We start from the raw sequence: 23,869 nt of genomic DNA, 5'->3' as shown, positions 1-23,869 counted from the left end.
GGGGGAGTTCAGTCATGACCAAAGCCTAACATCCTCTGCTAGCTCATCGCTTGAGTCAACCTGGTTGAGCAATTACAAATAAGGTATCGCCGTCGCATTTCTAGATTCTAAGGAACGTGGATTAAATAACCTGTACTTCTGGGACGGCGGTGTAGTTCCATTGTGGCAAGAGGTCATCAAAGACAATCGTCATCGTGGCTTTGAAGTCTTCAGCTATTTTTCGCCCCGTTTTGTAGGGCTTGTCGAGAATGGTCGTAAACACCTTCAGTCCAGTCCGAGTCGTGGTCCGTGCGACAAGGTATTGAACGGTCTGAACATGGTCAAAGATCATGCCTTGACACGCCCGTGAGACATGGGGAAACAAGCGGTGCTCAATGGGATTGTACTTGGAGGTATACGGGGGATAGTGAGCGATGCGAATCTCGGGGGGCGATCATCTATCCGCTCCTCGCGCTACCTCTCTAGCATAGGAGCCCAACCCGCAGTATTACACCTTATTCAGTCCACAATCCTTAGTATCTCCAGGCTTGGGAGGAAAGGATCGCCCTCGGACATGTAACGACCATCTTTTACACGGATTGAGATCTTCTCTAACTGCTGATTTGCTTCCTTAAATCGCTCTGCAAAGGCGATTTCGGTGTTTTGTTTTCTCCCCCGCGTCTCCCCCATTTCTCCCCCAAAATGAGCATAAATCACCTACAGACAGCGTAATCAAGCTGCGCTGAGTTGGGACGCAGAAAGCCAGGAAACTTTACCGGGTGGGGATTTGAACGGAGAGGGAGGGATTCGAACCCTCGGATAGTTTGACCCATCAACAGATTTCGAGTCTGCCGCATTCGACCACTCTGCCACCTCTCCAGGTGTATTTTACCCCCTGACGGAGAAATCGGGAGTAACTTTTTGGGGTGATGGGCGCACGACAAAAATGCAGAGAGTGTCTTATCCGCTCTCACCCAATTATGGGAGATTGCCGCGCCGCCGCTCCAAAGCGACATGTCCTTAGTAGACGACTCATCCAAGAGGCGCTGATACCGTTTTGTCGGCTACTTTGCTTCCATCCAGTTGGGGCCAGCGCTCGCTTCGACCACGAGGGGCACTTTGAGCGAGACGGCGGATTCCATCGTGTCGGTGATTTTTTGCTCCAGTTCTGTCCACTCTGCGGGCGGCACTTCAAACACGAGTTCGTCATGAACTTGGAGGAGCAGGCGGGTTTCATACCCTTTCAGCAGCTCATGCAGGCGAATCATGGCGACTTTGATGATGTCGGCACTAGAGCCCTGGATGGGGGCGTTAGCCGCCGCTCGGAGCGAGCCGGCATCGTAGCCGCTGATGCGTTTGAGGTTGTCCAGATCAATGTCGTTGGGGTCGGTGCCCAGCTGGTCGCGGAGTTGGCCACTGGTGAAATTGAAGTAGCGGCGGCGACCCATCAGAGTATGAACGTAGCCGTGGGCGATCGCTTCTCGCTGCATCTGTTGCAGGTATTTAAACACGTTGGGATAGCGATCGTAGTAGCGATCGATAAACGTCTTCGCCTCACTGCGATTGACATTGGCCTCGCGCGCAAACCGAGACGCCCCCATCCCGTAAATCACGCCAAAGTTGATGATCTTACCGAGTCGCCGTTCTTCTGGCGTGATGTCGTCTTTTTCAAACAGCAGCCGCGCCGTCAAAGCGTGGACATCATCGCCATTATTGTAGGCCTCCACCAGCACCGGCTCGTCGCTCAGGTGGGCCAAAATCCGCAGTTCGATCTGCGAATAGTCCGCCGCCACCAATTTCCAGCCCGCTTCCGGAATGAACGCCGAGCGAATCTTACGGCTAAAGGCGGTGCGGATGGGAATATTCTGCAAATTCGGATTCGAAGAGGAGAGGCGGCCCGTCGCCGTCACCGCCTGGTTAAAGTCGGTGTGAATGCGGTGGGTGTCGCGCCGCACCAATTCTGGCAGTGCATCCACATAGGTAGATTTGAGCTTGGACAGGGTGCGATTTTCGACAATCAGCTGCACGACAGGATGGTCATCTTGTAGCTTTTCCAAGGTCGCGGCATCGGTGGAATAACCGCCGGACTTGTTCTTGCGAGATTTGCGCTTGTCTAAGCCCAGTTTTTCAAAAAACAACGTGCTCAGCTGTTTTGGCGACCCCAGGTTGAACTCCTCCCCCGCCAGCTCATAGACTTGCTCTTCAATCTTTTTAAGATCGATCTCTAATTGCTTGGAGAACTTGCCCAGATATTCCGAGTCGATGCGGATGCCTTGGTGTTCCATCTCCGCTAGAACGGGTTCCAGGGGCAGTTCGACTGCGTTGAATAACTGCTCCAGCTCAGGATATTCAGCCAGTTCCGCTTTGAGCAGGGCGGTGAGGCGATAGGTGGTGTGAACATCGGCACCGCAGTAGTCGGCCACATCGGCGATGGGCAGATCGGCGATGGTTTTGCCCTTGGGCACTAAATCAGAGAAGCTCAAAGCGCTGAGGTTGAGATATTTCAGCGACAGGTCACTGAGGTTGTGGTTGGCGTCGGGATTGAGCACGTAGCTGGCGAGCATGGTGTCGAACATCACCCCAGCGAGATGCACCCCTTGGGCGCGCAGCACGAGGCGATCGTACTTGGCATTTTGCAACACCTTGGGAAACTCGGCCCCTTCGAGGATGGGACGCAGGGCTTCTAGCACGATCGCTTGATCGAGTTGGGCACCGTCTTTGTGACCGAGGGGAATGTAGGCCAGGTCAGTTTTGCGATCGCCCCAGCAGCAGCCAATGCCCACTAAGTCAGCATCGCGGGGCGTTAGGGACGTGGTTTCGGTGTCCCAAGCGACGGGATGGGCGGGGTCGGTCTGCTCCCCCAACCAGTCCAGCAGTTCGTAAAGCGCTTCTTCAGTCGTAATGATTTGCGGGGCAATATCGACCGCGTTCACCGCTTGGGCCTGGTCGGTTTCTTCCGCTGAAAAGAATGCCAGATCCGGGTCTTCTTTGACTGAAGAGGCTGGAGCAGCTGAAGGGGACTTTGCCGGGGGGGCTGCGCCTTTCAGGGCAGCTTCGATGTACGGCAGGCGGTTGATGAACTGCTGAAATTCCAGCCGCTTGAGCTGTTCGGTCACCGCATCGACATCAAACCCGGTGAGTTTGCAGGTTTCCAGATGGGCGTCTAACTCTACATCGGTGACGATGCGGGCCATCTTTTGGGAATGGTAGGCGCTGTCTTGGCCTTCCCGCAGCTTTTTCTGGGTCGCGCCTTTGATGTTGTCGAGGTCGGCGTACACGGCATCCAGGGTGCCGTACTGGTTCAGCAGCTTGGCGGCAGTCTTGGCCCCAATCCCCTTCACGCCAGGGATATTGTCGGAGGTGTCGCCGCAGAGGGCTTTGTAGTCCACCACTTGAGACGGCAGAATGTCGAGCTTGTCTTTCACCTCCTGCGCCTGAAATTCTTTCGGCCCACTTTTTCCCGGCCCTTTGGCAAAAATGCTGCTGAGATACAGCACTGATACCAGCGATCGCTCTTCGTCGATGAGTTGGAAAAGATCTTGGTCGCCACTGAGAATCTTGACGCGGTAGCCTTCGGTTTTGCCCAGGGTAGAGAGGGTGCCAATCACATCGTCAGCTTCAAACCCAGGGGCGGTGACCACGCAAAAACCGAGGGTCTGCAAGAGGTCTTGGAGGTTTTTGACATCCTCGACAAAGTCTTCGGGCGCTTCGGGCCGACCTTCTTTATAATCGTCGGCCATTTCGTGGCGAAAGGTGGGCTGATCGAGATCGAAGGCCACAGCAGCATACTGGGGGCGCTCCGATTCCACCGTATCTAACAGGGATTTGATGAAGCCGTAGCAAACGCTGGTGGGAATGCCGGTGGAGGTGCGCAATCCGCCTTCTGGCCCTTTGGTGTGGGCATAGTAGGAGCGAAAGGCCAGGGAGTGCCCGTCAACAAGCATCAGGAGAGGAGATTGGTCAGCCACAGAGTTCCGGTGCGATCGCTTTCAAAGTACAGGCATCTATTGTAAAAGCCTGGGTGAGCAAAAACGGTGTCAGTCAGGTAACCGTTACTGGGGCAACTGATCCGGATCGATGCCCTGCGATCGCAGATAAGCGGCCAGGCGATCAGCCCGCTCTCGTTCGCGTTCAAGATCGGCTTGGGCTTGGGCGGCGCGATCGCGTTCTTGCCCGGCCTGCACCTGGGCTTGGGCGGCGCGATCGCGTTCTTGCTCAGCTTGCTCGTCTCCCGTGAGCAACAGCTGACCATTGCCGTCTTGCCAGCGCAGCCAGGTATTGGGACTCCCCTCAAATTCGCCATCCCACAGGGTGAGACCCAAACTAACTTGCTCCATCCAGGGTTCAGGCATTTCCCGATACTGCATGCCCTGAAGCTCAAACAGGCGCAGGGGCACCTTGCCGAGCTGTCGATTGGGATCGTAAACCGCGTAGTAGCTGACCCGCATCCGTTCATAAATGGCGAGCTTATCCGTCAACTCTTTGCCCACTTTGTTGGAAACCACCTCGATCGCAATTTCCGGCGGTTTGCCAAATTTCCACACCAGGTAGCACCGATTTTGCTTCTCCCACCAATCTTTGGGAACGGCAACGCCGAAACTGACGAAGACATCCGGCACGATCGCCGTGCCGGGAAATGTGTGATAAATGCCGACATTGGCGGCGGCAATAAACGGCTGGCGATCTTTCAAACTGCTGAACAGGGCGGAGGTGAGGAGCCGCTGCTGTTTTTCAGAGGCAAAATTATCCACCGGTGTATCGTCCTCGGTGATGAGTTGTTCAGCATCGGGAAAAACGGCCTCATCTTCCTGTAGGGAAAGCTGGTTGACCATAAGAGCCTCCGAGATAGCCATAGGAGTAGTTGTATTTTAATCGGCGATCGCGGAGTCCGGTCGCGGTATCGCTGCCAGCGAGCCGCATCGTCAATGGCCTCAAGTTTCGGTTAGTTCGCGCCTCAAAATTTTGGGAATTTGGGACTCCAGATCGCCGCCCCGATAGTAACCACAGCCCAGCTCAAATGCCTGAAACCGCACATGCACATATCCCGGCTCCACATCAGCGGGTAGGGGCTGCGACCCGCCCCGCAGAAATTGCTCAACCGTCTGCCAATCAGGCAAATCGACCACATTTCGCTGGGCCAATGTGCCAAATCGCTGCAAAAAAGCGGTGGAGGGTTTCAGCCCCAAATTGGTCTGCGTCGCGAAGGAGAGGCCCAGGGTTTGCGGCGCGAGGCCAGCGGGTAACTGGCTGGTGCGATCGCGCAGCCACCAGCGGCGTTTTCCCGTGGCCCAACAGTCGTAAGCAGCGAAGGTAGCGGGGGGAAAGCCAAAGCGATCGCTAAGTTGCCGCAACGGTGATTCTTCCAGGGCGCTGGCGGCGATGGGCGTCATTGGTTTTGCCGCTGCCGAAGACTCATTTTCCCCAGTCGTCAAGGCCGGAGCCGAGGTGCGCTGCAACCGAGCGACAAAAAAGCCGCCGGTGTTGTTGAAGTGGGGAAAATAGCGCTGGGCGTGGGCGAGGTCGGCGCGGTAGGTCTGACCCTGCCACTGGGTAAGGCCCGGTTGATATCGCAGACCGGGAATCGAAAACGGGACGACCCCAGCGCGATCGCCCATGACCGCATCCAGCACCGCTTCATTTTCTTCTGGAGCAAAGGTGCAGGTGCTGTAGACCACGGTGCCGCCTGGTTTCACCAAATCCAGAGCCCGACTTAACAACTTTTGTTGTGCCGCCGCCATGCGCAAACCGTGGTCGGGCTGCCAGGGGCGCTGACGCCGCCGCCGCCGCAAATTGCCCTCACCGGAACAAGGCGCATCTACTAACACCCGGTCAAAGGATGAGTTCGCTAGGGCAAGCGATCGCCCGTCGGCTTGAGTGGTGATGACCTGGGTTAGCCCCAAGCGGTTAATCGTCGCGGTGAGGCTGGACATGCGTGCCGCGTGCAGTTCATTGGCGATCACGGTGCCCGTGGGATTTTGCAGCGCGATTTGGGCGGTTTTGCCCCCCGGTGCGGCGCACATATCCAGGATGGACTCTCCCGGTTGCGGCGCGAGGGCGGTCACTGCCGCCATGGCAATTTCTTCTTGCACGTAATACCACCCCGCCGCAAAGGGCACGGTTTTCCCCGGTGACGGCCAATGGAGCGATCGCCAAGCCCGGCTCTGCCAGGGAAGCGGTTCGAGGGCGATGGCCTGACTAGCGAGGGCGGTTGGCAATGCCGCCGCATCACATTTCAGCGGATTATGCCAAAAGCAAACGGGTAGAGGGGATTGGCTAATTGCCAACAAACTTTGAAAATCGTCGACGATCGCCGCATATCGTGCCAATATAGCCGCAACTCCATCCGGTTCAGGCTGCGCACGAGTGGTGACATCGACAGAGGACACGAGGGTGAATCCGATTCGGTGAGCATTCGTCCGATCTCCACGGCATGTTAGACGTGCCTTATTACGCCAATTAATTTCCGTCCATGCCAGGCGACTCTCCCGACCATATCTTGAAACACGGCTTAACAGCCCTAAAAACCGCTGATTTTGCTGCCGCTATTGAGCAGTTTTCTCAGCTATCGCGCGATCGCACTGTGCCTGCGGCCCTTCGCCTCAAAGCCCACATCGGCTGGATCAAAGCTCTGAAAGCCGATGGGCAGGCGGCAACGGCCATTCCCCTGTGTCAAAAACTCATCAATCATCCCCAACCTCAGGTCAAGCAGTGGGCCAACGATACCCTTGTCGCCTTAAAGTCTGTGGCCGTGACGAATGCTCCGACAGAGACGCCAACGGCTGCTGACCTGAGTGGCTTTCGACCCCTGGGCGACGATGAGCGAGCGACCCCAGATCGTCCCTTGCCGCCCGCCCCGCTCCCCTCCCCCAGCCCAAAAATCGTTGACCCGAGTGGTTTTCGGCCCCTTGATCCGGTTAAGGAGCCCGCACCGACTGAGCCCGCACCGACTGAGCCCGCAACGCCGCCCCCTGCGACAGAGACGCCAGTTGTGGCCGAAAATCAGGAAGCGGTTTCAGCTACTCCACCGTCAGAGATCGGGGCGATCGCCCCATCACCGCCAACCGCTGCCGCCCCAACCGCCTCAATATCCGAGGCCGATACTACTGCTGTCGCCGATACGAGTCCGTCACTGTTTCATTACGCCGAGCTAAACCAGACTGCCCTACCGGAGGAGGCCGCCCCCACCCCTGAGACCACCTCCGAGGTCAGTAAACCGCTGCCGCCCCCTGAATCGGCTACCGTCTTAGAGTTTCAGTCAACCGATCGCCTTGATCGCCCGCGTCCATTGCCCGCAGCGCCCGCGTGGCTGTGGCAAGCCTGGATTAGTCAAGCGATTGGGGCGATCGCCATGTTTTGGTTCTGTCGCGCCTTGATGCAGCTCAATCTCACCATGCTCGCGATCTTGCTGACCCCCTTTAGCCGGGTTTTTAACTTTTCGCTCCAGTGGCGTTATCGCGACTGCACCGACATCGCATTGGTAATCTTGGTCACCTTATTTTTCGTCTCTCCGTGGCTCTTAGACTGGCTGCTGCGCACCACCGCCGGGCTCAAAATCCTCTCTATTCAAAAACTGCAAAAGACCCATCCCGAGGGCTGCAAATTGCTGCGGCGCATCAGCCAAAAACAAGGCTGGTTTATGCCCTTACTGCAAGAGCTGCCGACCTCAGCACCGTTGATTTTTAGTTATGGTTGGCTGCCCCGCCATACCCGCATTGTGGTGAGTCGAGGGCTGCTAAAACAACTGACCGACGACGAAGTTGCCACCCTGATTGGTTACGAAATGTCCCATGTCATGAGCCGAACGCTGCCGTTTATGTCTTTGGTGGCCGTGCTTTTGCAGCTCTGTCATCAGGGCTATTGGCAAGTCGCGCAATGGGGCAATCGGCACCGTAATCGCTTCTTTCGGATCAGCGCTGCCGCGATCGCCGCAATTTGCTACGGCGTCTACTGGCTATTTCGGAAGGTGAATGTGTTGGCGTCGCGATCGCGGGTGCTGTTGAGCGATCGCCAGACTGTTGTGTGGACGGGCAACCCCAATGCGCTCATGCGGGCCTTGGTCAAACTCGACGTGGGCATTGCCGCCGCCATCGGGCAAACGGGCTACACGCCGCCACTGGTCGAGAGTACCGATTTACTGACCCCGGTTGGCTACGAGGCCGCGATCGGCTTGGGCAGCTTGTTTCCAGACTCAAGCTTTTTAGCGGCGATCGCGTGGGATATTCACAACCCCTATCGGCAGTGGCTCTCCATCAATAGCAGCCATCCGGGGCTGGGGGCGCGGCTCCGACGATTGACTAGCTACGCCCAACGCTGGCAACTGCTCCCCGCCTTACCCTTACCCACGTTGCCCCCAACTCAGAAATCTAAAGCTCCTCGCTTTGGCACGCAATGGGGCGCGTTCCTCACCCAAATCAGCCCTTACCTGGGGCCACTGTTAGGGGTATCAGCCGCTATGCTGCTGTGGTTTTTGGGTGGCGTGTTTGAGCCCCTAGGACTGCGGCGAGTCGGCTGGCTGTACGGCGATCGCAGCGTCCTCTGGGGCAGTTTACTGCTCGGTCTGGGCATGGGCATCATGCTGCGCATTAATGCTTACTTTCCCGACATCACAGCGGGCAATCGGCTCACCAATCCTTCCCTACCCAGCCTGTATCAAGATCCCTTGCAGTTGCCAACGGTGAGCCAGCCCGTGCGGTTATCAGGCCAACTTTTAGGTCGCCCTGGCATCGCTAACTGGTTGGGCCAAGACTTGATTCTGGCCACCCCCACCGCCTTGCTCAAGCTGCATTTTTTCTCCCCTCTTGGTCCCGTTGGCAATTTGCTGATGCATCCCCGCCATCCTAGTAATTGGGTGGGACAACAGGTAGAAGTTCAAGGCTGGTATCGTCGCGGGGCGATCGCCTGGATGGACGTTGACGCCTTTTTTCAAACTGGCAAACTGGTGACCAAGGCCAGCCATCCCCTCTGGTCAGTGGCGCTAAGCCTGATTTCTTGCACGTTCGGGCTGTTCATCTTAGTGCGAGGCTAAGCTGCCTGATAAATCCCCGCAATGTTGCAGCCCTCTCAACAAAGTGTTACCTTTCTTAACAGAGTTCCAGTGCACCTAACCGTGACTGACCAATGCAAGTACAGTCGAGTCACTTTACCCACTCGGGGGCTAGGTATGGGTTCTCCTACTCTCAACACAGCAAGATCAACCAGCTACTTGAATCAAGTAGCTGGTTTTTATTACTCAAATTTATGAGTCAATCTGGGAGAATATTTCTGCGCCTGCCTACTGTCCATGTTAAGTTAATTGATGGCTCTCATATGTCAGGCAGTTGGATGCAAAGGCTTCAGCAGTACATCCCAAATTTAATTACCTGTTGTAGGCTGTGTGGGGGTTGCAAGGGCAGCAAGCAGCTTTTCGGGAATTGTTAAATCAGTGATTTAACAGTTTTTGTAGCCTCCTTTATTGCATAAGAATTTTTTCCTGAATTCTATTTTTTGAGGCTCGCCGTTTATAACATTGTTGTTCTTTGACAGGTCAAAGATTGTAAATAAAACATGATTTGAACTTGGTTTTGGCAATTGAAAATAGTGTGTTGAAAAAGAGGTATCCATATGTCTGTGAGAGTCTACGTCGGTAATCTGCCGAAAGATATCGAACGCGAGCAGCTAGAAGCGGTATTCGCTGAGCACGCGGAAGAAATCGTATCGGTCAAACTAGTCACCGATCGCAAGACTGGCAAGTGTCGAGGCTTCGGTTTTGTCACTGTCAAGACTGACGAACAAGCTGATGCGTTAGTGAGCAAATTTAGTGACTTCACGCTTCAAGAAAGCACGTTGAAGATTGAGAAAGCGCTACCTCGTTCTAAGAAAGATGATGGCGATGCTGACCCTGCCCGCCGCAAGTCCCCCGCCAAAGGACGTGGCAAGACTTCTACGAGTTCTGCAGAAGCGGCCCAACCTGATCCTCGTTGGGCTGGTGACCTTGAAAAGCTGAAGGAAATGCTGGCGGCTCAAACCACGGGGTCTTAGGCTAACTTGTCGGTCGACTGCTCGACCGATTGCTTAAGGATTTGAGCAACGCAATAGTTTCACATTTCTACTGGATTATCGAGGTCAGCCCCCATGGTCGGGGCTGGCCTTTTTTGTCTACCGAATTGGGCTGACGGTACAGTGTCTAAACTGGCTGCATTGCCCAAGCTCGCCCTCTCCCCGCATCTGGGTCACAGGCTGGCATCATGAGGCCGCACAACACCGCAATTACAGCGATTCGAGTTAAGAGAGCTGCCGGTAGATCATGAACCTAAGTCAGCCAGTTTTGACTTTGCATAATCTGCCAATTGCGAGAGTTGAGGGGAGTCGAAACTCGATCTACAGGCAGTTTAGTTTCAATTGCGGTACTCATTGCTCAGATTGATTGCCAAGCAATCTGTACCCCACTATGCCTAAGCCGCTGACCGTTTTGTCAGTCCTGCTGTAGATGACAAACGCGACAACACACTGACAAAATCTTGGCGCAACGGCTGGCGGTTGTAGTCCGTCAGAGGTGGAATATGAATGAACAGACTCTGAACTGCTAAGTTATTTTGTCGGATGTGGTCTAACAACTCGTAGTAGAGAGCGTTGCAAACGAAAGTTCCCGCATCATGGCTAATTTTGCTCCACTCGAGTCCTGCCGTTAACTGCGACAGGTCGAGGGACGTTTCTAGACGATCGCCGGCACGGCGGGCGTAACGTTCTAAATTGAGGCGCGATCGCTGCTCGGCCATGCCACAACAAATGACGGTCGTGGGGCGATGCTGATAAATCGCTGAAAGTACCTGAGCCGGGGCGAGCTGAAAATGCACTGGCAAGTTGCGCAGGAATTGAGTGCCTGAGGGAAAGCGGTGGCGATCGCGTACTAGGGTAATGAGGTCATCAGAAGAATTGGTGGTTTGATGCGCCTTCCAGGGAGCAAAGGTGGTGATAAGCAGCGTCATAAAATTTACCAAGTGCCAATCATGCAAAATCAAAGCCGCACCGGGTCGTGACTGATTCCTGATGCCCAATCAGCTTATTGCTGAGGGCGCGGCTAGCCTTGTCTTCACTACATACGTCATCATTAGCGCTATTTCAGGCATGAAATCGATCGCGGGAGTTGTGGAACATTGACAAATCCTCAAGCTGAGGGGGACGACCCTGTGTAGGATGAGGGGGGACTTCACCATTGTTTAGGAGGCGAACCATGACTCGAATCGCTGTGATTGACTATGACATGGGCAACCTTCACTCCGCCTGCAAAGGTTTGGAAAAAGCCGGGGCCACCACGGTGGTGAGCGATCGCGTCGCCGACTGGCAAAACGCCGATGGCATCGTTCTCCCCGGGGTCGGAGCCTTTGACCCCGCCATGCAGCACCTCAAAGACCGTGACCTGATTGGCCCCATCCACGACATCGTCGCCACTGGCAAACCCTTCTTGGGGATTTGCGTCGGGCTTCAGGTACTGTTCGACGGCAGCGAAGAGGGCAAGGAACCGGGTTTAGGCATTATTCCTGGCATGATTCGGCGGTTTAAGAGCGAACCGGGCATCACCATTCCCCACATGGGCTGGAACCAACTCACCCTGACCCAACCGGAGCTACCGCTTTGGCAGCACATCAACACCGATGACTGGGTGTATTTTGTCCACTCGTTTTACCCCGAACCGGTAGATGCTGCGATGACGGCAGCGACTGTGACCCACGGCAGCCAAACCGTCACAGCGGCGGTGGCCAAAGACAATGTCATGGCGGTGCAGTTTCACCCCGAAAAGTCGTCTACGGTCGGGCTGCAAATTTTGTCGAATTTTGTGGCTGTGATTCAGCAACAGGCCCCGGCTTTGAGTCGCTAATGTCCCTGCGAATTTATGGCAATCGTCAACTCAAGACTGTGCCCGGTCAGGCTACTCGACCGACGACCGGGCGCGTACGTGAGGCGTTGTTCAATATTTGGCAAGGCTCTATCCGTGACTGTCGGTGGCTGGATATCTGCGCTGGTAATGGAAGCATGGGGGCTGAAGCCCTGTGCCGCGGGGCGGCTACCGTCGTCGGCATCGAACAGGCCGGGATTGCCTGTCGTACCATCCAACAAAATTGGCAGCAGGTGGCGATCGCCGACCAACAGTTCACGCTTATTCGGGGCGATGTCTTAACCCGATTGCCCCAGCTGGCCGGACAGACGTTTGATCACATCTATTTTGATCCGCCCTATGATGCCGATTTATATGATGCGGTTCTGACGGCGATCGCCCAGCACCACTTGCTCGCGGTGGATGGTGAGTTAGCCGTTGAGCACGATCACCAGTGGAGCGCGATCGCGCTCCACACCCTCACCCGCCGCACCCAAAAACGCTACGGTCGCACTCGTTTATCCTTTTATACCGTAGCGAGCGAATCGCCCCTCGATACCTGAGTTCAGGAGGTTACATGAATTCATCTAGCAGGTCGCTGCCGACTCCCTTAGTCGATATTCAGTGGTTACAAGCTCACCTACACGACTCCAATCTGATTATTGTGGATTGTCGGTTTGCCCTCGGCCATCCCCAACAGGGGCGAGCAGAATACCTGGCCGCGCACATTCCCGGGGCCTGCTACCTTGACCTCAATCAGGATCTGTCCAGTCCGGTGGGGCAACAGGGCGGTCGCCACCCGCTACCGAACATTGACCTATTCGTCTCCAAGCTCGAAGGGTTAGGCATCTCCTCGCATCCGGCTACGCCGGTCATTGCCTACGATGCGACGAAGGGCGCATTTGCGGCGCGGTTGTGGTGGCTGCTACGTTATTTGGGCCACGACGCTGTGGCGGTTTTAGACGGTGGTTTTCCGGCTTGGCAAGCCGCTCAGTTGCCCCTGACAACGGCTGTCCCTGAGCGGCCACCGGGCCAATTCTCGCCGGCTGTGCAAGCTGATTGGGTCGCTGACCGCAGTACCGTCATGGCGGCGCAAACGGAGAAAAGTCCAGCGCTAATCGATGCGCGATCGCCAGAACGATACCGAGGAGAACACGAGCCGATTGACCCCGTCGCGGGGGCCATCCCTCAAGCGTTAAATTTCTTTTGGCAAACCAACCTGAATGAGCAGGGCTACTTCAAACCCCCGGCAGAACTCGCCCAACTCTGGCAAACCATGCCCACCGCCGACGCATCAATCTACTACTGTGGCTCGGGGGTGACGGCCTGCGTCAATCTGTTGGCCCAAGCAGTGATGCATCGCCCGATGCCCCAACTTTATGTGGGCGGCTGGAGTGACTGGTGTTCCTATGAGTCCCCCAGTCATCAGACCTGATACGGCTTCACAGCTCAGAACTAAGGGATCTGCAACCAAAAAAAGTACCCGTTCAAGCCAGTTTCGACTTCGCTCAACCTACCAGTATCGAGAGTGGAGCGGAGTCGAAACTCGGTTCATGGGGAGCTTTTTGCGCGCAAGTCCCTAAGCCGCTAGGCCAGTCACTGAGTCTGGCAATCAACAGTCCCAAATATGGGCACTAGTCGCCCGGTAGCTCTAGGCAATAGCCCGCTCCGTAAACCGTCTTAATATATTTGGGGTGGCGCGGATCGGGCTCAATCTTGGTGCGTAAGTGTCGCACATGCACCCGAATCGTCTCAATGTCATCGTTGGGGTCGTAGCCCCACACCTCTTTCAAAATCTCGCTCGGAGACACCGTCTGCCCATGTCGCTGTAGCAAGCAGTGCAACAGCTCAAACTCCAAGTGAGTGAGCTTCACTGTATTGTCAAACCACAGCGCTTCAAATCGCTCTGGAATAAGCGTCAGCGGGCCATAGTTCAGAATTTCGCTATGTTTGGCTGCCTGGGGAATCCGATCCGTTCGCCGCAACAGGGCTCGCACCCGGGCCAACATTTCTTCCAGTTCAAAAGGTTTGGTGAGATAGTCATCCGCGCCAGCGTTAAACCCATCCACCTTATCCTGGGTCTGCCCCAGCGCTGTCAGCATCAACACCGGAACCTCGGCTGTCCGCGTATCACGACGCAACCTCTGGCAAACTGTTAAACCGTCAACCTTTGGCAACATTAAATCAAGCATGATCAAGTCAGGCAATAGTTGAACGGCTAGGGCTTGGCCCTTAATGCCGTCACTCGCTTGGCTGACATCATAACCAGCCATCTCTAGGTTGACCGAGACGAGCTCAGAAATAGATGGATCGTCGTCAATAACAAGTATGCGGGGCATTATTCAAACCACTTTCTTTGACTATCAAGAGTATTGCATTACAGCTTGAAAAGCATTAACTCGAACTGTTTAAAATTACGAAGAACTTTGTACACAATATTATAAAGCGCGATAGAGACTCTAGGGCTTTTTGTGTCTGCGGTCTCAACTGCCGATCAGCGAAGCGAACATCCCGATTCTGCGCCGTCACTGGTGCTGCTTGATCACTGCACTGTGACCTCATTCAGCTTTTGTAGGCGAGGCGGCGGGGGACAGATAATCTGCATAGTAGTTTGCTGGTGGGGATGAATGAAGCGTAGGCGATGGGCATGCAGGTGATAGCCGATATCACTAGGCACGGCTGACCCAGTAGCGGTTGCAGCCTTGGGGGGATGGCCCCCAGGCGTGTAGAGGGGATCGCCTAAGAGCGGATAGCCGATCGCTGCCAGATGAATCCGAATTTGGTGGGGACGGCCGGTGGCGATGTTGACCTCTAGCAAGGTTTGGTGGGCTTGGCGTTGCAACACGCGACCCTGGCTGTAGGCCCATTTGCCGGCTGGCGTTGCTGCAAAAATTGTCCTCAATCCCGGATAGGGCACGGGGCCAATGGGCACCGTTACGGCAAACGTATCGGGCAAATCACTGGGGCCAATGAGGGCCCGGTAGGTTTTGTGAAAATCGGTAGTTCGATGCTGGGGATCGCTGGCTTGGCGCAACTGGCGGCTCAGGTCGGCGCGGGCCAACGGCGATCGCGCTAGCAACATCACGCCCGAGGTGCCCCGTCCCAGGCGATGGACTGGGGTGGGCGGCGAGTGGGGGTAGCGCTGCCGCAACAAGTGCAGCAGCGTGTTTTCTAAAAATTGGCCGCCGGGGAGTACGGGCAAGCCCGAGGGTTTCGCGATCGCCAGCAGATCATCATCTTCGTACAGCACGTCAAAGTGCAGCGGCACGGTGGGTTCTTGCCAGGGGGCGCGATGGTAGGCCAGGGGCTGCCCGGCTTGCAGCGGTTGGTCGATATGCCCCGGCATGCCTGCGATGGTGATTTGGCCTTGGGCAATGCGGGTGCGCCATTCCTCCCGAGTGGAGTGGCGGTAGCGCTGGGCGTAATAGTCCAGCAGGGATTGGCCGGCCGCCGCCGGGGGGACACGATCGCGGTAAATCCAGCCTTGGTTCATGGGGCGATGACCGGGTTAGGCATGTTGAGTCAGGAAGCGATCGAGTTGGTTGGCAAACGCTTCGCGATCGCGGGTGTGTAAGGGGGGTGGCCCGCCGGTTTCGACGCCGCTATTGCGGAGTTCTTCGAGAAAATTGCGCATGGAAAGTCGCTGCCGAATGGTGCCGCGATCTAAAAATTCGCCTCGAGGGGTGAGGACATAGGCCGACTGGGCGATCGCCTCAGCGGCCAGAGGAATGTCGGCGGTGATGACCAGATCACTCGCTGTGAGGTGCTGCACGATGTAGGTATCCGCCACGTCAAGGCCTGCCTTCACCTGCACCGCCTCAATAAATTCTGAGGCGGGAATGATCAACTCTTGGTTGGCCACGAGGGTAGTGGCCACGCCGACCCGCCGCGCGGCGCGAAAGATGATTTCTTTAATGACTTTTGGGCAGGCATCGGCATCGACCCAGATCTGCATAACGGTGGCTTTCCTATCGTGGGGGCAGCTTACGGTTCGGGCGGGGCGGCGATCGCTGTCGAGGTCGTAGTAGGCCCATCGAGCCCATTGCCGTTGGTCGCTTCACCCGGTGGTGACGGCATGGCGACGGCATCATCGTGACCTTGCCGAGCAATACGAATGGCAGCAAGCGCTTCTTTGACAACGACGGCAATGGGCACCGCCACAATCACCCCCAACAGGCCGCCGATGCGCGCCCCCGACAAGAGCGCAATAAACACCCAAAATGGATTTAATCCGGTGAAGCTGCCCAATACTCTGGGGGCGAGCACGTTTTCGATCAGCTGCTGCACCAGGGCAGACACCAGTAGCACTTTGACCGCAATGCCAATGTCGCGTAGCCCCACCAGCAGCGTGACGATAATAATGCTGACGGTGCCCCCAAAGGGAATCAACGCCGCCAGCCCAATGGTGATCCCAAACAATAGGCCAAAGGGCACTTGCAAGGCGACATAGATGACCGTCAGCGTGATGCCCATAAGCGAAGCCACCACCACCTGGCCCAAAAAGTAGTTGCGAAAGCTCAACCGCAGAGTTTCGGAAAAGAGTTCCTGCGCTTTGCCCGGTAGCCAGGTCACGATGCCGCCCCACACGTCATCGCCATGCTGCAACAGATAGAAGGTCAGAACGATCGCTAGTACCACATCCAGCAGTTTGTTCGCGGTGAAGAGGGCCACGCCAAAGGTCAGGTTCAGCGCTTCCCCAGCGATCGCTTCAAACCGCATTTTGAGGCGATCGTTAATCTGGCTAATCACCCCGTCCAGGTTAAAGGGGAGCCCCCAGGTCTCAAAGCGGCTATCGAGCATCAACAGTTGTCCTTTGCCCGAGTCAAACCATTCGGGCAACTTGGTCACGAGCTGTTGCGCCTGCTCAAACACCGGCGGCAAGATCGTGATGCCGACGGTCAACAAGATCACGATCGCCCCCAGCAGCACCCCAATGGACGCAATGCCTCGACGTATGCCCAGTTGCCGCAACCAGCCGACGGGATAGCCCAACAAAAATGCCAACAGTGACGCGATGATTACCGCGACTAAAATTTCGCGAAAGTAGTCAAAGATTTCGGCCAAGGCCCATACATTCAGCACGATTAGCGGCGCGGCGAGCAAAATCACCAACGTCCGAGCAAATGGCCCGAGCGACTGCCACCAGCGCGCGATCCAACTCTGAGCATGGGTAGGGGTGAGGTGGGTCATGGTTTCGCTCCCAAAACGGCGGGCGTTGTTTTAGTTTATGGCGACGGCGATTAAATCGCGTAACGCAAATTGCACCATCGAAACCCGGTCTGCTGCCAGTTTGCCAGTGGCGATGCTGCCGCTCGGCGTTCCCACCTGGGCAGTGACCACCCATTGCGATACCGGAACAAACGCTGGGCATAGTTCGGGATACCCTCAGCGCACCAGCATCAACGCCGAACCGGGGACAATCCTCAGGCGCATCCCACCCGCCCCCGTCCTCTAACCTCAGCCGAGATGTGATGGACTCGACGATCTCTTAGCGCTCGATCTCTTAGCGCTCGATAGTCACGTTGCCCTTTAATCGGAGCGGTGCTTTTAGGGACTTGCGCGCCAAAAAGATCCCCATGAACCGAGTTGCGACTCCGCTCAACTCTCGATACTGGTAGGTTGAGCGAAGTCGAAGCCGGATTGAACGGGTACTTTATTTAGTTGCAGATCCCTTAGGGCGCAGCAACGACGCGATCGCGCCCATTGTCTTTGGCTTGGTAGAGGGCTTGGTCGGCTAAGCCAATCAGATCGTCGGGCACTTTGAGCGGGTGCGGATACAGGACCGCAAGGCCCATGCTGAGGGTGACCGATTTGCTCACCAGCGACCCTTTATGCGGAATCTGGGCGCGATGAATGAGAATTTGAATTTTCTCCGCAATGGTTTCCGCCCCTTCCACATTAGTATTGGGCAGCACGATGGCAAACTCTTCGCCGCCGTAGCGGGCAACCATGTCAGCCGGGCGCTGAATGGCACTGCGCAAAAGACCGGCAACGCGCCGCAAGCAGTCATCCCCCGCTTGGTGACCGTAGACGTCGTTGTAGGCTTTGAAATGATCGATATCGACCATGATGAGAGCCAGAGGTGCCTGCTCGCGCATGAGTCGCCGCCACTCTTGATGGAGAAAATGCTCGAACCGGCGGCGATTGGGAACCTGCGTGAGCCCGTCCAGGTAGGCAAACCGCTTAAGTTTGCGATTGGCACGGGTGAGATAGTCATGGAGGCGATCGCGCTGAATCGCCGTACTCACTAACCTGCCGACCGTTTCTAACAGGCGGATTTCTTCTGACAACCAGTCTCTCGGTTGTCGCGATTGGGCTGAGAGCAGTCCCCAAAGTTGCTCACCCTCTAACAGTGGAATCGAAAGATCCGCCTGCACATCGAAAAATTGTAAAAAGCTCAGTTCCGCTTCACTTAACGACTGTTGCTGCACATCAGCAATGCCGACCGGATGCCCTAATTTGAATTTTTCAAGATACACCGCCTTGACCGACCAGGGATGCCGCATCTGCCAATCCGACATGGATTCGACTGCCGGAGTTTGGGCTTCGGCAATCAGTTCGCCGGCTGCTTCTCGCAGGTCGATGAGCACCAAGCGATCGAGTTCCAAATGCTGGCGCACCGCTTCAAACACCCGGGGCAGGGCTTTCGTGACCTGCTCGGGACGACTGATTTCTTGGGAGAGTTTGGCAATTAGGCGATCGCGCTGCATCTGCTGCATCAGCAACGCCTGCGCTGTGTGCTGAGCCGTCGTGTCAAAGGTGACCCCAACCATGCGCATCACTCGCCCGTCGGGATTGCGCAACACCTGCCCCCGCTGCGACAGCCAACGAATTTGTTGATTGGGGAGCCGCACGCGAAACTCCGCGACAAATTGCTGGCGGGTTTCCATCGCCGCCGCGATCGCGGCCTTCAGGGTATCGTGATCCGCTTCATGCACCAGTTGAAAAAAGGTCTCCGGCTGTCCATCAAAACTGCCGGGCGTCAGCCCAAACAACTGCTCTTGGGGCGATGACCACAGGAGTTCTTGGTGATTTAAGTGCCAATCCCAAGTCCCCACTGACGCCGCTTCGAGGGAATGGCGAAAGAAGTCGGTCTCGGTCTGCAACAAATTGTTCGTGTGCTGGTGGGCGGAAATCGGACTGAAAATCAAATAAGCTCCCGCTACCGCCGCCCCTTCGAGTTGGGGAATGAGACTGACGCGGCTATATTGCAACGGGGTTTGCAAACTGTTGATCGGCAGGCAAATGTCGGCGAGTTCTCCTTGCAGGGCTTGCTTTAGCGGCAATTGCAACTGTTGGTAAAGCACCGGCCCCACAACTGCTTGCAAAAAGCTCCCCGGCAAATCTGCTGCCGTTGTCCGAAACGCTTTGAGATAAGCCGCGTTCGCGTAAACGTGATGTTCCTGCGCATCTAAACAAGCCACTAAGCTTGGAATGAGGTCAGCCATGTGGCGCAGTTGACAGTCTTTTTGTGCTAATTTTTGCGCGATCGCTTGTGCCGCAGTGAGGTCGCGGCTCAACACAGCGCCGTATCGCACCATGCCGTGATCATCGCGGAGGGGCACCGCCCGAACCGCGAGGCAGCGATCGCGCTCCTGGCGATCGCGAAAATGCAGTGTTTGTTCGGCGACCCGTTGGCCCTTCAATGCCTGCACACAGGGATAGTCATCGGGTGGCAGAGGCACTCCCGCGGCACTGCAAAAGGTCACGATTTGGAGGCCACAAAATCGGCCCTGATGAGCTTTGAGAAACGCCTTCGGGGTAGCAAAACCAAGATTCTGGGCCGCCCTTTCATTGGCATAGAGCAAACTGCCCTGCTCGTCAAACACTTGAACGCCTTCATCGATCTGCTCTAACAGCGGTAAAAACGTGGCCACTGCTGGCGGAATACCAGGAGCTAAATCGCTACTCATCGCAGGTTTCAAAGCTTCCAATCGCTCGATAGAAGATGGATAATCGTAGGACAAAGAATCGTGTGCCACACCAAACCGTAATTAAGAGAAGGATTAAAAAGTCATGCAGCCGATGTTTGGTGGCTTGCGCCGCCCAGCAATATTGAGGTGGTATGGACATTGGTGACCACGACTCGGGGGCTGGGGAAAACCTGGGCTGGGCCAATCAATTCTTTAAAGACAAAAGCATGCTCTAATTCTCTGTAGGACTCTGATCAAAGTGTTGATCGATGTATAGCCGTTGCAGCGATCCTCGACTGATAACTGGGCAACGCCTGAGTTCTAAATTTGTAAGGTGTAAAGTGAATAGCCCCTTTGCTAACCATTACGCATCTAATTATTTATTGCCTGCTCAGACCATTGCCAACCGGGATTTTGTAGGCAAAGTGACAAATATTTGCTAATTTGCCCATTTTTAGCCCTTTTGCCCAAAGAACGACAACAAAATCCAACTTTTCTTGAAGTTGCGTTGCTAAGACAACCGTTTTCGTAATGTTGGCCATGGGGCGCAGAGCCACTTGGTCAGCCTTTAGTTTATCGGGTGTTAAGGATTGGCAGGTAAATAATGTACCCGTCATAAGGGTGAGACGCCCCTTGCCCTATCACCAACCTTGGTACGTCTTCACCAGCTCCCTTAGGTCGCTGATGTGGCATCGGCTGATGCTTGAGTGCTGCTGCTGGCTTGGTCATGTTTATGGCATATTTTCGCGGTTTTAGTGGGCCGTGAGCTCATCTCGCCACCCCCCTAGAGCGGCCAGCTTTCGCTAAACTAAGCGATATTTGACGGTGGGGTCTCTGGCGAGTCTCGGGGGATAGGAGCGTGTCTGTGCGGCTATCGGCGTCTGAGTGGCAATGTTTGTGGTGGTTGCAGCAGCAAGGCTCTGGCGATCGCTCGCCGATGCCAGCGCTCCCACCGCTACCGCCGCTTGCGGCTACCCGTCGCGATCGCCTGTGGCGACAACTCCAGCAAAAAGGGCTGGTCGATTTTGACCGAGTCGTGACGCGGTTTGGCCTTTCGGCCCACGGGCGGGTGCTGTTGCAGCTTGATCGGTCAGTCTTGCCCGTCACCCCGGATGAAAAGCTGGTGCTACAATCCTGTCGCGATCGCAGCATTCATCCTGACCAGATTTCTCACAAAGTCCCGCCCCATCAACGGCAGATCCTCATCGCCGGGTTGGCCCAACAGGGGCTACTACGTATTACGCGCCAGCAGTTGGGAGAGATCTGGCTCACCCCCGCCGGAGCAGCGGTTTTGCGGTACGATTGTGCTCCTTAAGTTCAAGGTATGGCAGTTCGCGAAAGGCCCGCCCATGGGGCCAAAGCTACGGTCGTTTAAGCTCGGCCACGGCCTTAGAGCGATCGCTCCACCCGCGCTATTTCCCTTGTCTGTGGTGATTCATGCTGGCCTGCACTTGCCCCCCTCCGTTACAACCTGGCGACGCGCTGACCGTTGTGGCCCCCAGCGGTGCCCTCCGCGAATCGGCGGCCCTCCAGGCCAGCCTTGCCCTGTGGGAAAACCAGGGCTATCACGTCCAGCTAATGTCCGGCTTTGACGCTCGCTGGGGCTACCTGGCGGGGACTGATGAGCACCGTCGGCAACAATTGCAGGCGGCCTGGCAAGACCCTGATTGTCGGGGTGTGCTCTGTGCGCGGGGCGGGTTTGGCGGCACCCGCTTGCTGGAATCGTGGCAATGGCCGTCGGGCTCATCCAAATGGTTGATTGGTTTTTCGGATATCACGAGTTTGCTGTGGAGCCTGGGCCGGCAAGGCATCGCGGGCGTCCACGGCCCCCTGATGACGACCCTGAGCCAAGAGCCTGATTGGTCACAGCAGCGATTATTTGACTGGGTGGCGGGGCGATCGCTGGCCCCCCTGACTGGGCAAAGCTGGGTACCGGGGCAAGTCACGGGGCCTTTGCTACCCGCCAACTTGACCGTGGCGACCCATCTCTTAGGTACGGCCCATGAACCGGATTTAACCGGCGCAATCTTAGCGCTAGAAGATGTGACCGAAGCGCCCTATCGTCTGGATCGTATGCTGACCCACTGGCGCATGTTGGGCAAGTTTGCCCACCTGGGCGGCATCGCGATTGGTCGCTTTAGTCGGTGTGAGCCGCCGGATCAGGTACCGAGCTTTGCGGTAGAAGAGGTGTTGCGCGATCGCCTCGGCGACCTGGGACTGCCCGTGGTGGCAGGGTTACCCTTTGGCCATGATGGCGTGAATGCAGCGTTGCCGGTGGGCATAGCCGCGACTTTGGATGGCGATCGCGCAACGCTCACGATTCACTCACCCGCCTCAGGCCCAAATTTGCCGTCACAATAGAGTTATGGTTGCCCCTCCCACTGCGATGTTTCAGACCACCCGCCGCCGCTTGGCCCTGTGGTATACCACCGTCACGGCGGTAGTGCTGCTGCTGTTTGCCAGCGGCGTGTATTGGTATGTGCGCACCACGCTGGTGGAACGGGTGGATGACACGCTGAACCATGTGGTGGAAATTGTGCAGCGATCGCTGGTAATTGAGCCCGGTGCCGCCACCGACGAGCAGGTGCTCACGGCGGTGGGCAAGGTCGCCCCCGCTCTCAAGGTCAATGTCGAGGCCAGCTTTCGAGACAATACGACGACGACGGAAGACGACCACATCGATTTGGAATGGTTTAGCCCCACCGGCGACTTACTCTGGTCCACCTTGTCAGAACCGCTGCACCTGCCCGTCAAAGTGAATCCCGAGGGCAAAACTGTCCCCATCGATGCCGAACATGTCGTCCGCCAGGTGACCGATCGCATCGTGGCGGGCAACCAAATTTTGGGCTATCTGCGGGTCAGCCATCCCTGGTTTGAGGTCACGAAACCCAGCCGCCAACTCCTGCAAGACCTTTGCCTGGGGCTGAGTCTGATGATTTCGGCGGTCGCGACGATCGGCTGGCTACTGTCAGGCATCGCGATCGCCCCCGTGCGCGAGTCCTATCAACAGTTGAAACAGTTCACTGCCGACGCTTCTCACGAGTTGCGCAATCCGATCGCGGTGATTCAAACCAATGTCCAAGTGGCCCTGGCCGATCCCGAACCCGATGCCGTAGCTCAGCAACAGCAGCTGCAAGTGATTGAGCGGCTTACCCGACGACTGGGCCGCCTGGTGGATGATCTGTTGTTTCTCGCGCGGCAAGAGGGGGGGCTAGTGCCCTTCGAGGTGGAATCTGTTGACATTTCCGTGCTGCTGACGGACGTGATTGAAGAGCAGGCTGCGATCGCCGATCACAAGCACATTCAACTCAATTGCCAAGCCTGCGAAACCGCGCTGCTTTCCCTCGCCAGCGAACCGTCGTCCCCGTCCGCCGTGACTCCACCGAACTGGATGGTGCAGGGCAATGCCGACCAGCTGCTGCGGCTGTTTACCAACATCATCAGCAATAGTCTGCAATATACGCCCGACGATGGCCGCATCGAGATTTCGCTGGAGGAGGAGAAATGGCAAAATCAAGCCACGATCGCCATCACCATTCAAGACAACGGTGTGGGCATTCCCGAAGCGGCGCTGCCGCATATTTTTGATCGCTTTTACCGAGTGGATCCCGCGCGGCAGCGATCGGCCACCAGTGGCTCAGGACTGGGGCTCGCGATCGCCAAAGTCATTGTCGAAAATCACGGCGGCGACATCCAACTCCACAGCCGCCCGCAGCAGGGCACCGAGGTCAAAATTCGACTCCCCGTCTACCTTGAGTCCGCTAAACCCCGTACTGTCCTCGCCACAGTCGGTCGTTAGTGGACATCAACCAGCAGGCTCAACCCATGCTCAGTTCCTCACGGCTCGATCCCGGACTGCGGATGGCGATAGCAAATGCTAAGACATGAGGATCAAATAACATCCAAATTGTGAGTTAGAGCAGGCATCTTACCTGCCTGGGGACAACCGAGACGGCAATCCCCACTTAATCAATTCTCATTCCTAAAACTCAGACAAAAGCGCAGAGCCCATCGGACTCTGCGCCATGCTTTAAGCGTTAAGGGATCTACAACTAAATAAAGTACCCGTTCAATCCGGTTTCGACTTCGCTCAACCTACCAGCATCGAGAGTTGAGCGGAGTCGAA

The 23,869-nt window shown here is 56.2% G+C and carries 20 protein-coding genes and 1 tRNA gene; 9 read left to right on the top strand and 12 right to left on the bottom strand.

The window, feature by feature from the left end; genetic code table 11:
• Positions 1-121 precede the first annotated feature (121 nt).
• The 5 genes from JUK32_RS02210 to JUK32_RS02190 all read right to left on the bottom strand — a co-directional run bounded on the left by JUK32_RS02210 (position 122) and on the right by JUK32_RS02190 (position 6,365).
• A complete protein-coding gene (locus JUK32_RS02210; RefSeq protein ID WP_309224467.1) occupies positions 122-415 on the bottom strand; it encodes a hypothetical protein in 294 nt (97 codons plus the stop codon).
• A gap of 356 nt (positions 416-771) precedes the next feature.
• Positions 772-858 (bottom strand) — tRNA-Ser (locus tag JUK32_RS02205).
• A gap of 185 nt (positions 859-1,043) precedes the next feature.
• Positions 1,044-3,923 (bottom strand): DNA polymerase I, encoded by a 2,880-nt coding sequence (gene polA, locus JUK32_RS02200; RefSeq protein ID WP_204137217.1) that lies wholly within the window; start codon positions 3,921-3,923, stop codon positions 1,044-1,046.
• A 108-nt stretch (positions 3,924-4,031) separates the two neighbouring features.
• Entirely contained in the window at positions 4,032-4,811 is a 780-nt protein-coding gene (locus JUK32_RS02195; RefSeq protein ID WP_204137216.1) for a Uma2 family endonuclease, read from the bottom strand.
• 99 nt (positions 4,812-4,910) lie between these two features.
• Positions 4,911-6,365: a hypothetical protein gene (locus JUK32_RS02190; protein ID WP_204137215.1), complete on the bottom strand. Its 1,455-nt coding sequence runs from the start codon at positions 6,363-6,365 to the stop codon at positions 4,911-4,913.
• An 83-nt stretch (positions 6,366-6,448) separates the two neighbouring features.
• Here JUK32_RS02190 and JUK32_RS02185 point away from each other — a divergent pair, with 83 nt between their 5' ends.
• Both JUK32_RS02185 and JUK32_RS02180 read left to right on the top strand, forming a co-directional pair.
• Complete coding sequence (locus JUK32_RS02185; protein WP_204137214.1) at positions 6,449-9,004, top strand: M48 family metalloprotease; 2,556 nt, start codon at positions 6,449-6,451, stop codon at positions 9,002-9,004.
• Between the two features lie 575 nt (positions 9,005-9,579).
• Positions 9,580-9,996, top strand: coding sequence for an RNA-binding protein (locus JUK32_RS02180; RefSeq protein ID WP_204137213.1), 417 nt, complete (start codon positions 9,580-9,582; stop codon positions 9,994-9,996).
• Between the two features lie 413 nt (positions 9,997-10,409).
• Here the strand turns inward: JUK32_RS02180 and JUK32_RS02175 are convergent, their stop codons facing one another.
• Positions 10,410-10,943 (bottom strand): peptidase C15, encoded by a 534-nt coding sequence (locus tag JUK32_RS02175; RefSeq protein ID WP_204137212.1) that lies wholly within the window; start codon positions 10,941-10,943, stop codon positions 10,410-10,412.
• A 245-nt stretch (positions 10,944-11,188) separates the two neighbouring features.
• Here JUK32_RS02175 and hisH point away from each other — a divergent pair, with 245 nt between their 5' ends.
• From hisH to JUK32_RS02160, 3 genes are read left to right on the top strand one after another with little or no spacing between them, the layout of a single operon-like run.
• Positions 11,189-11,833: an imidazole glycerol phosphate synthase subunit HisH gene (hisH, locus tag JUK32_RS02170; RefSeq protein ID WP_204137211.1), complete on the top strand. Its 645-nt coding sequence runs from the start codon at positions 11,189-11,191 to the stop codon at positions 11,831-11,833.
• Entirely contained in the window at positions 11,833-12,393 is a 561-nt protein-coding gene (gene rsmD, locus JUK32_RS02165; RefSeq protein ID WP_204137210.1) for a 16S rRNA (guanine(966)-N(2))-methyltransferase RsmD, read from the top strand. Before hisH ends, rsmD begins: the two co-directional genes overlap by 1 nt.
• 14 nt (positions 12,394-12,407) lie before the next feature.
• Positions 12,408-13,265: a sulfurtransferase gene (locus JUK32_RS02160; protein ID WP_204137209.1), complete on the top strand. Its 858-nt coding sequence runs from the start codon at positions 12,408-12,410 to the stop codon at positions 13,263-13,265.
• Positions 13,266-13,464: 199 nt separating this feature from the next.
• On the opposite strand, the gene JUK32_RS02155 is transcribed toward JUK32_RS02160, so the two are convergent.
• The 4 genes from JUK32_RS02155 to JUK32_RS02140 all read right to left on the bottom strand — a co-directional run bounded on the left by JUK32_RS02155 (position 13,465) and on the right by JUK32_RS02140 (position 17,020).
• Positions 13,465-14,169 carry a response regulator transcription factor gene (locus JUK32_RS02155; protein ID WP_204137208.1) on the bottom strand — a complete coding sequence of 235 codons (705 nt, stop codon included), beginning with the start codon at positions 14,167-14,169 and terminating at the stop codon, positions 13,465-13,467.
• Positions 14,170-14,372: 203 nt separating this feature from the next.
• Positions 14,373-15,323: an RluA family pseudouridine synthase gene (locus tag JUK32_RS02150; RefSeq protein ID WP_204137207.1), complete on the bottom strand. Its 951-nt coding sequence runs from the start codon at positions 15,321-15,323 to the stop codon at positions 14,373-14,375.
• A gap of 15 nt (positions 15,324-15,338) precedes the next feature.
• On the bottom strand, positions 15,339-15,785 hold the full coding sequence (locus JUK32_RS02145; RefSeq protein ID WP_204137206.1) for a YaiI/YqxD family protein: 447 nt from the start codon (positions 15,783-15,785) through the stop codon (positions 15,339-15,341).
• A gap of 29 nt (positions 15,786-15,814) precedes the next feature.
• A complete protein-coding gene (locus JUK32_RS02140) occupies positions 15,815-17,020 on the bottom strand; it encodes an AI-2E family transporter (protein WP_204137205.1) in 1,206 nt (401 codons plus the stop codon).
• 37 nt (positions 17,021-17,057) lie between these two features.
• Between JUK32_RS02140 and JUK32_RS02135 the strand changes: the two genes are divergently transcribed.
• Positions 17,058-17,285 carry a hypothetical protein gene (locus tag JUK32_RS02135; RefSeq protein WP_204137204.1) on the top strand — a complete coding sequence of 76 codons (228 nt, stop codon included), beginning with the start codon at positions 17,058-17,060 and terminating at the stop codon, positions 17,283-17,285.
• A gap of 217 nt (positions 17,286-17,502) precedes the next feature.
• Here JUK32_RS02135 and JUK32_RS02130 read toward each other — a convergent pair whose 3' ends face one another.
• Positions 17,503-19,743: a diguanylate cyclase domain-containing protein gene (locus JUK32_RS02130; RefSeq protein WP_204137203.1), complete on the bottom strand. Its 2,241-nt coding sequence runs from the start codon at positions 19,741-19,743 to the stop codon at positions 17,503-17,505.
• A gap of 380 nt (positions 19,744-20,123) precedes the next feature.
• Positions 20,124-20,360, bottom strand: a complete 237-nt coding sequence (locus JUK32_RS02125; protein ID WP_204137202.1) for a hypothetical protein — start codon at positions 20,358-20,360, stop codon at positions 20,124-20,126.
• A 242-nt stretch (positions 20,361-20,602) separates the two neighbouring features.
• Between JUK32_RS02125 and JUK32_RS02120 the strand changes: the two genes are divergently transcribed.
• From JUK32_RS02120 to JUK32_RS02110, 3 genes are all read left to right on the top strand, one after another.
• Complete coding sequence (locus tag JUK32_RS02120; protein ID WP_204137201.1) at positions 20,603-21,058, top strand: hypothetical protein; 456 nt, start codon at positions 20,603-20,605, stop codon at positions 21,056-21,058.
• 122 nt (positions 21,059-21,180) lie between these two features.
• Complete coding sequence (locus JUK32_RS02115; protein WP_204137200.1) at positions 21,181-22,104, top strand: LD-carboxypeptidase; 924 nt, start codon at positions 21,181-21,183, stop codon at positions 22,102-22,104.
• A gap of 25 nt (positions 22,105-22,129) precedes the next feature.
• The gene (locus JUK32_RS02110; protein WP_204137199.1) at positions 22,130-23,542 is read left to right on the top strand and encodes a cell wall metabolism sensor histidine kinase WalK; all 1,413 of its coding nucleotides are present in this window, start codon (positions 22,130-22,132) and stop codon (positions 23,540-23,542) included.
• The last annotated feature ends 327 nt before the right edge of the window (positions 23,543-23,869 follow it).

This window comes from Halomicronema sp. CCY15110 (assembly GCF_016888165.1).
Taxonomy (GTDB): domain Bacteria; phylum Cyanobacteriota; class Cyanobacteriia; order Phormidesmidales; family Phormidesmidaceae; genus Halomicronema.
The sequence above is the reverse complement of the archived record's forward strand: the minus strand, read 5'-3'. Positions and strand labels throughout refer to the sequence as shown.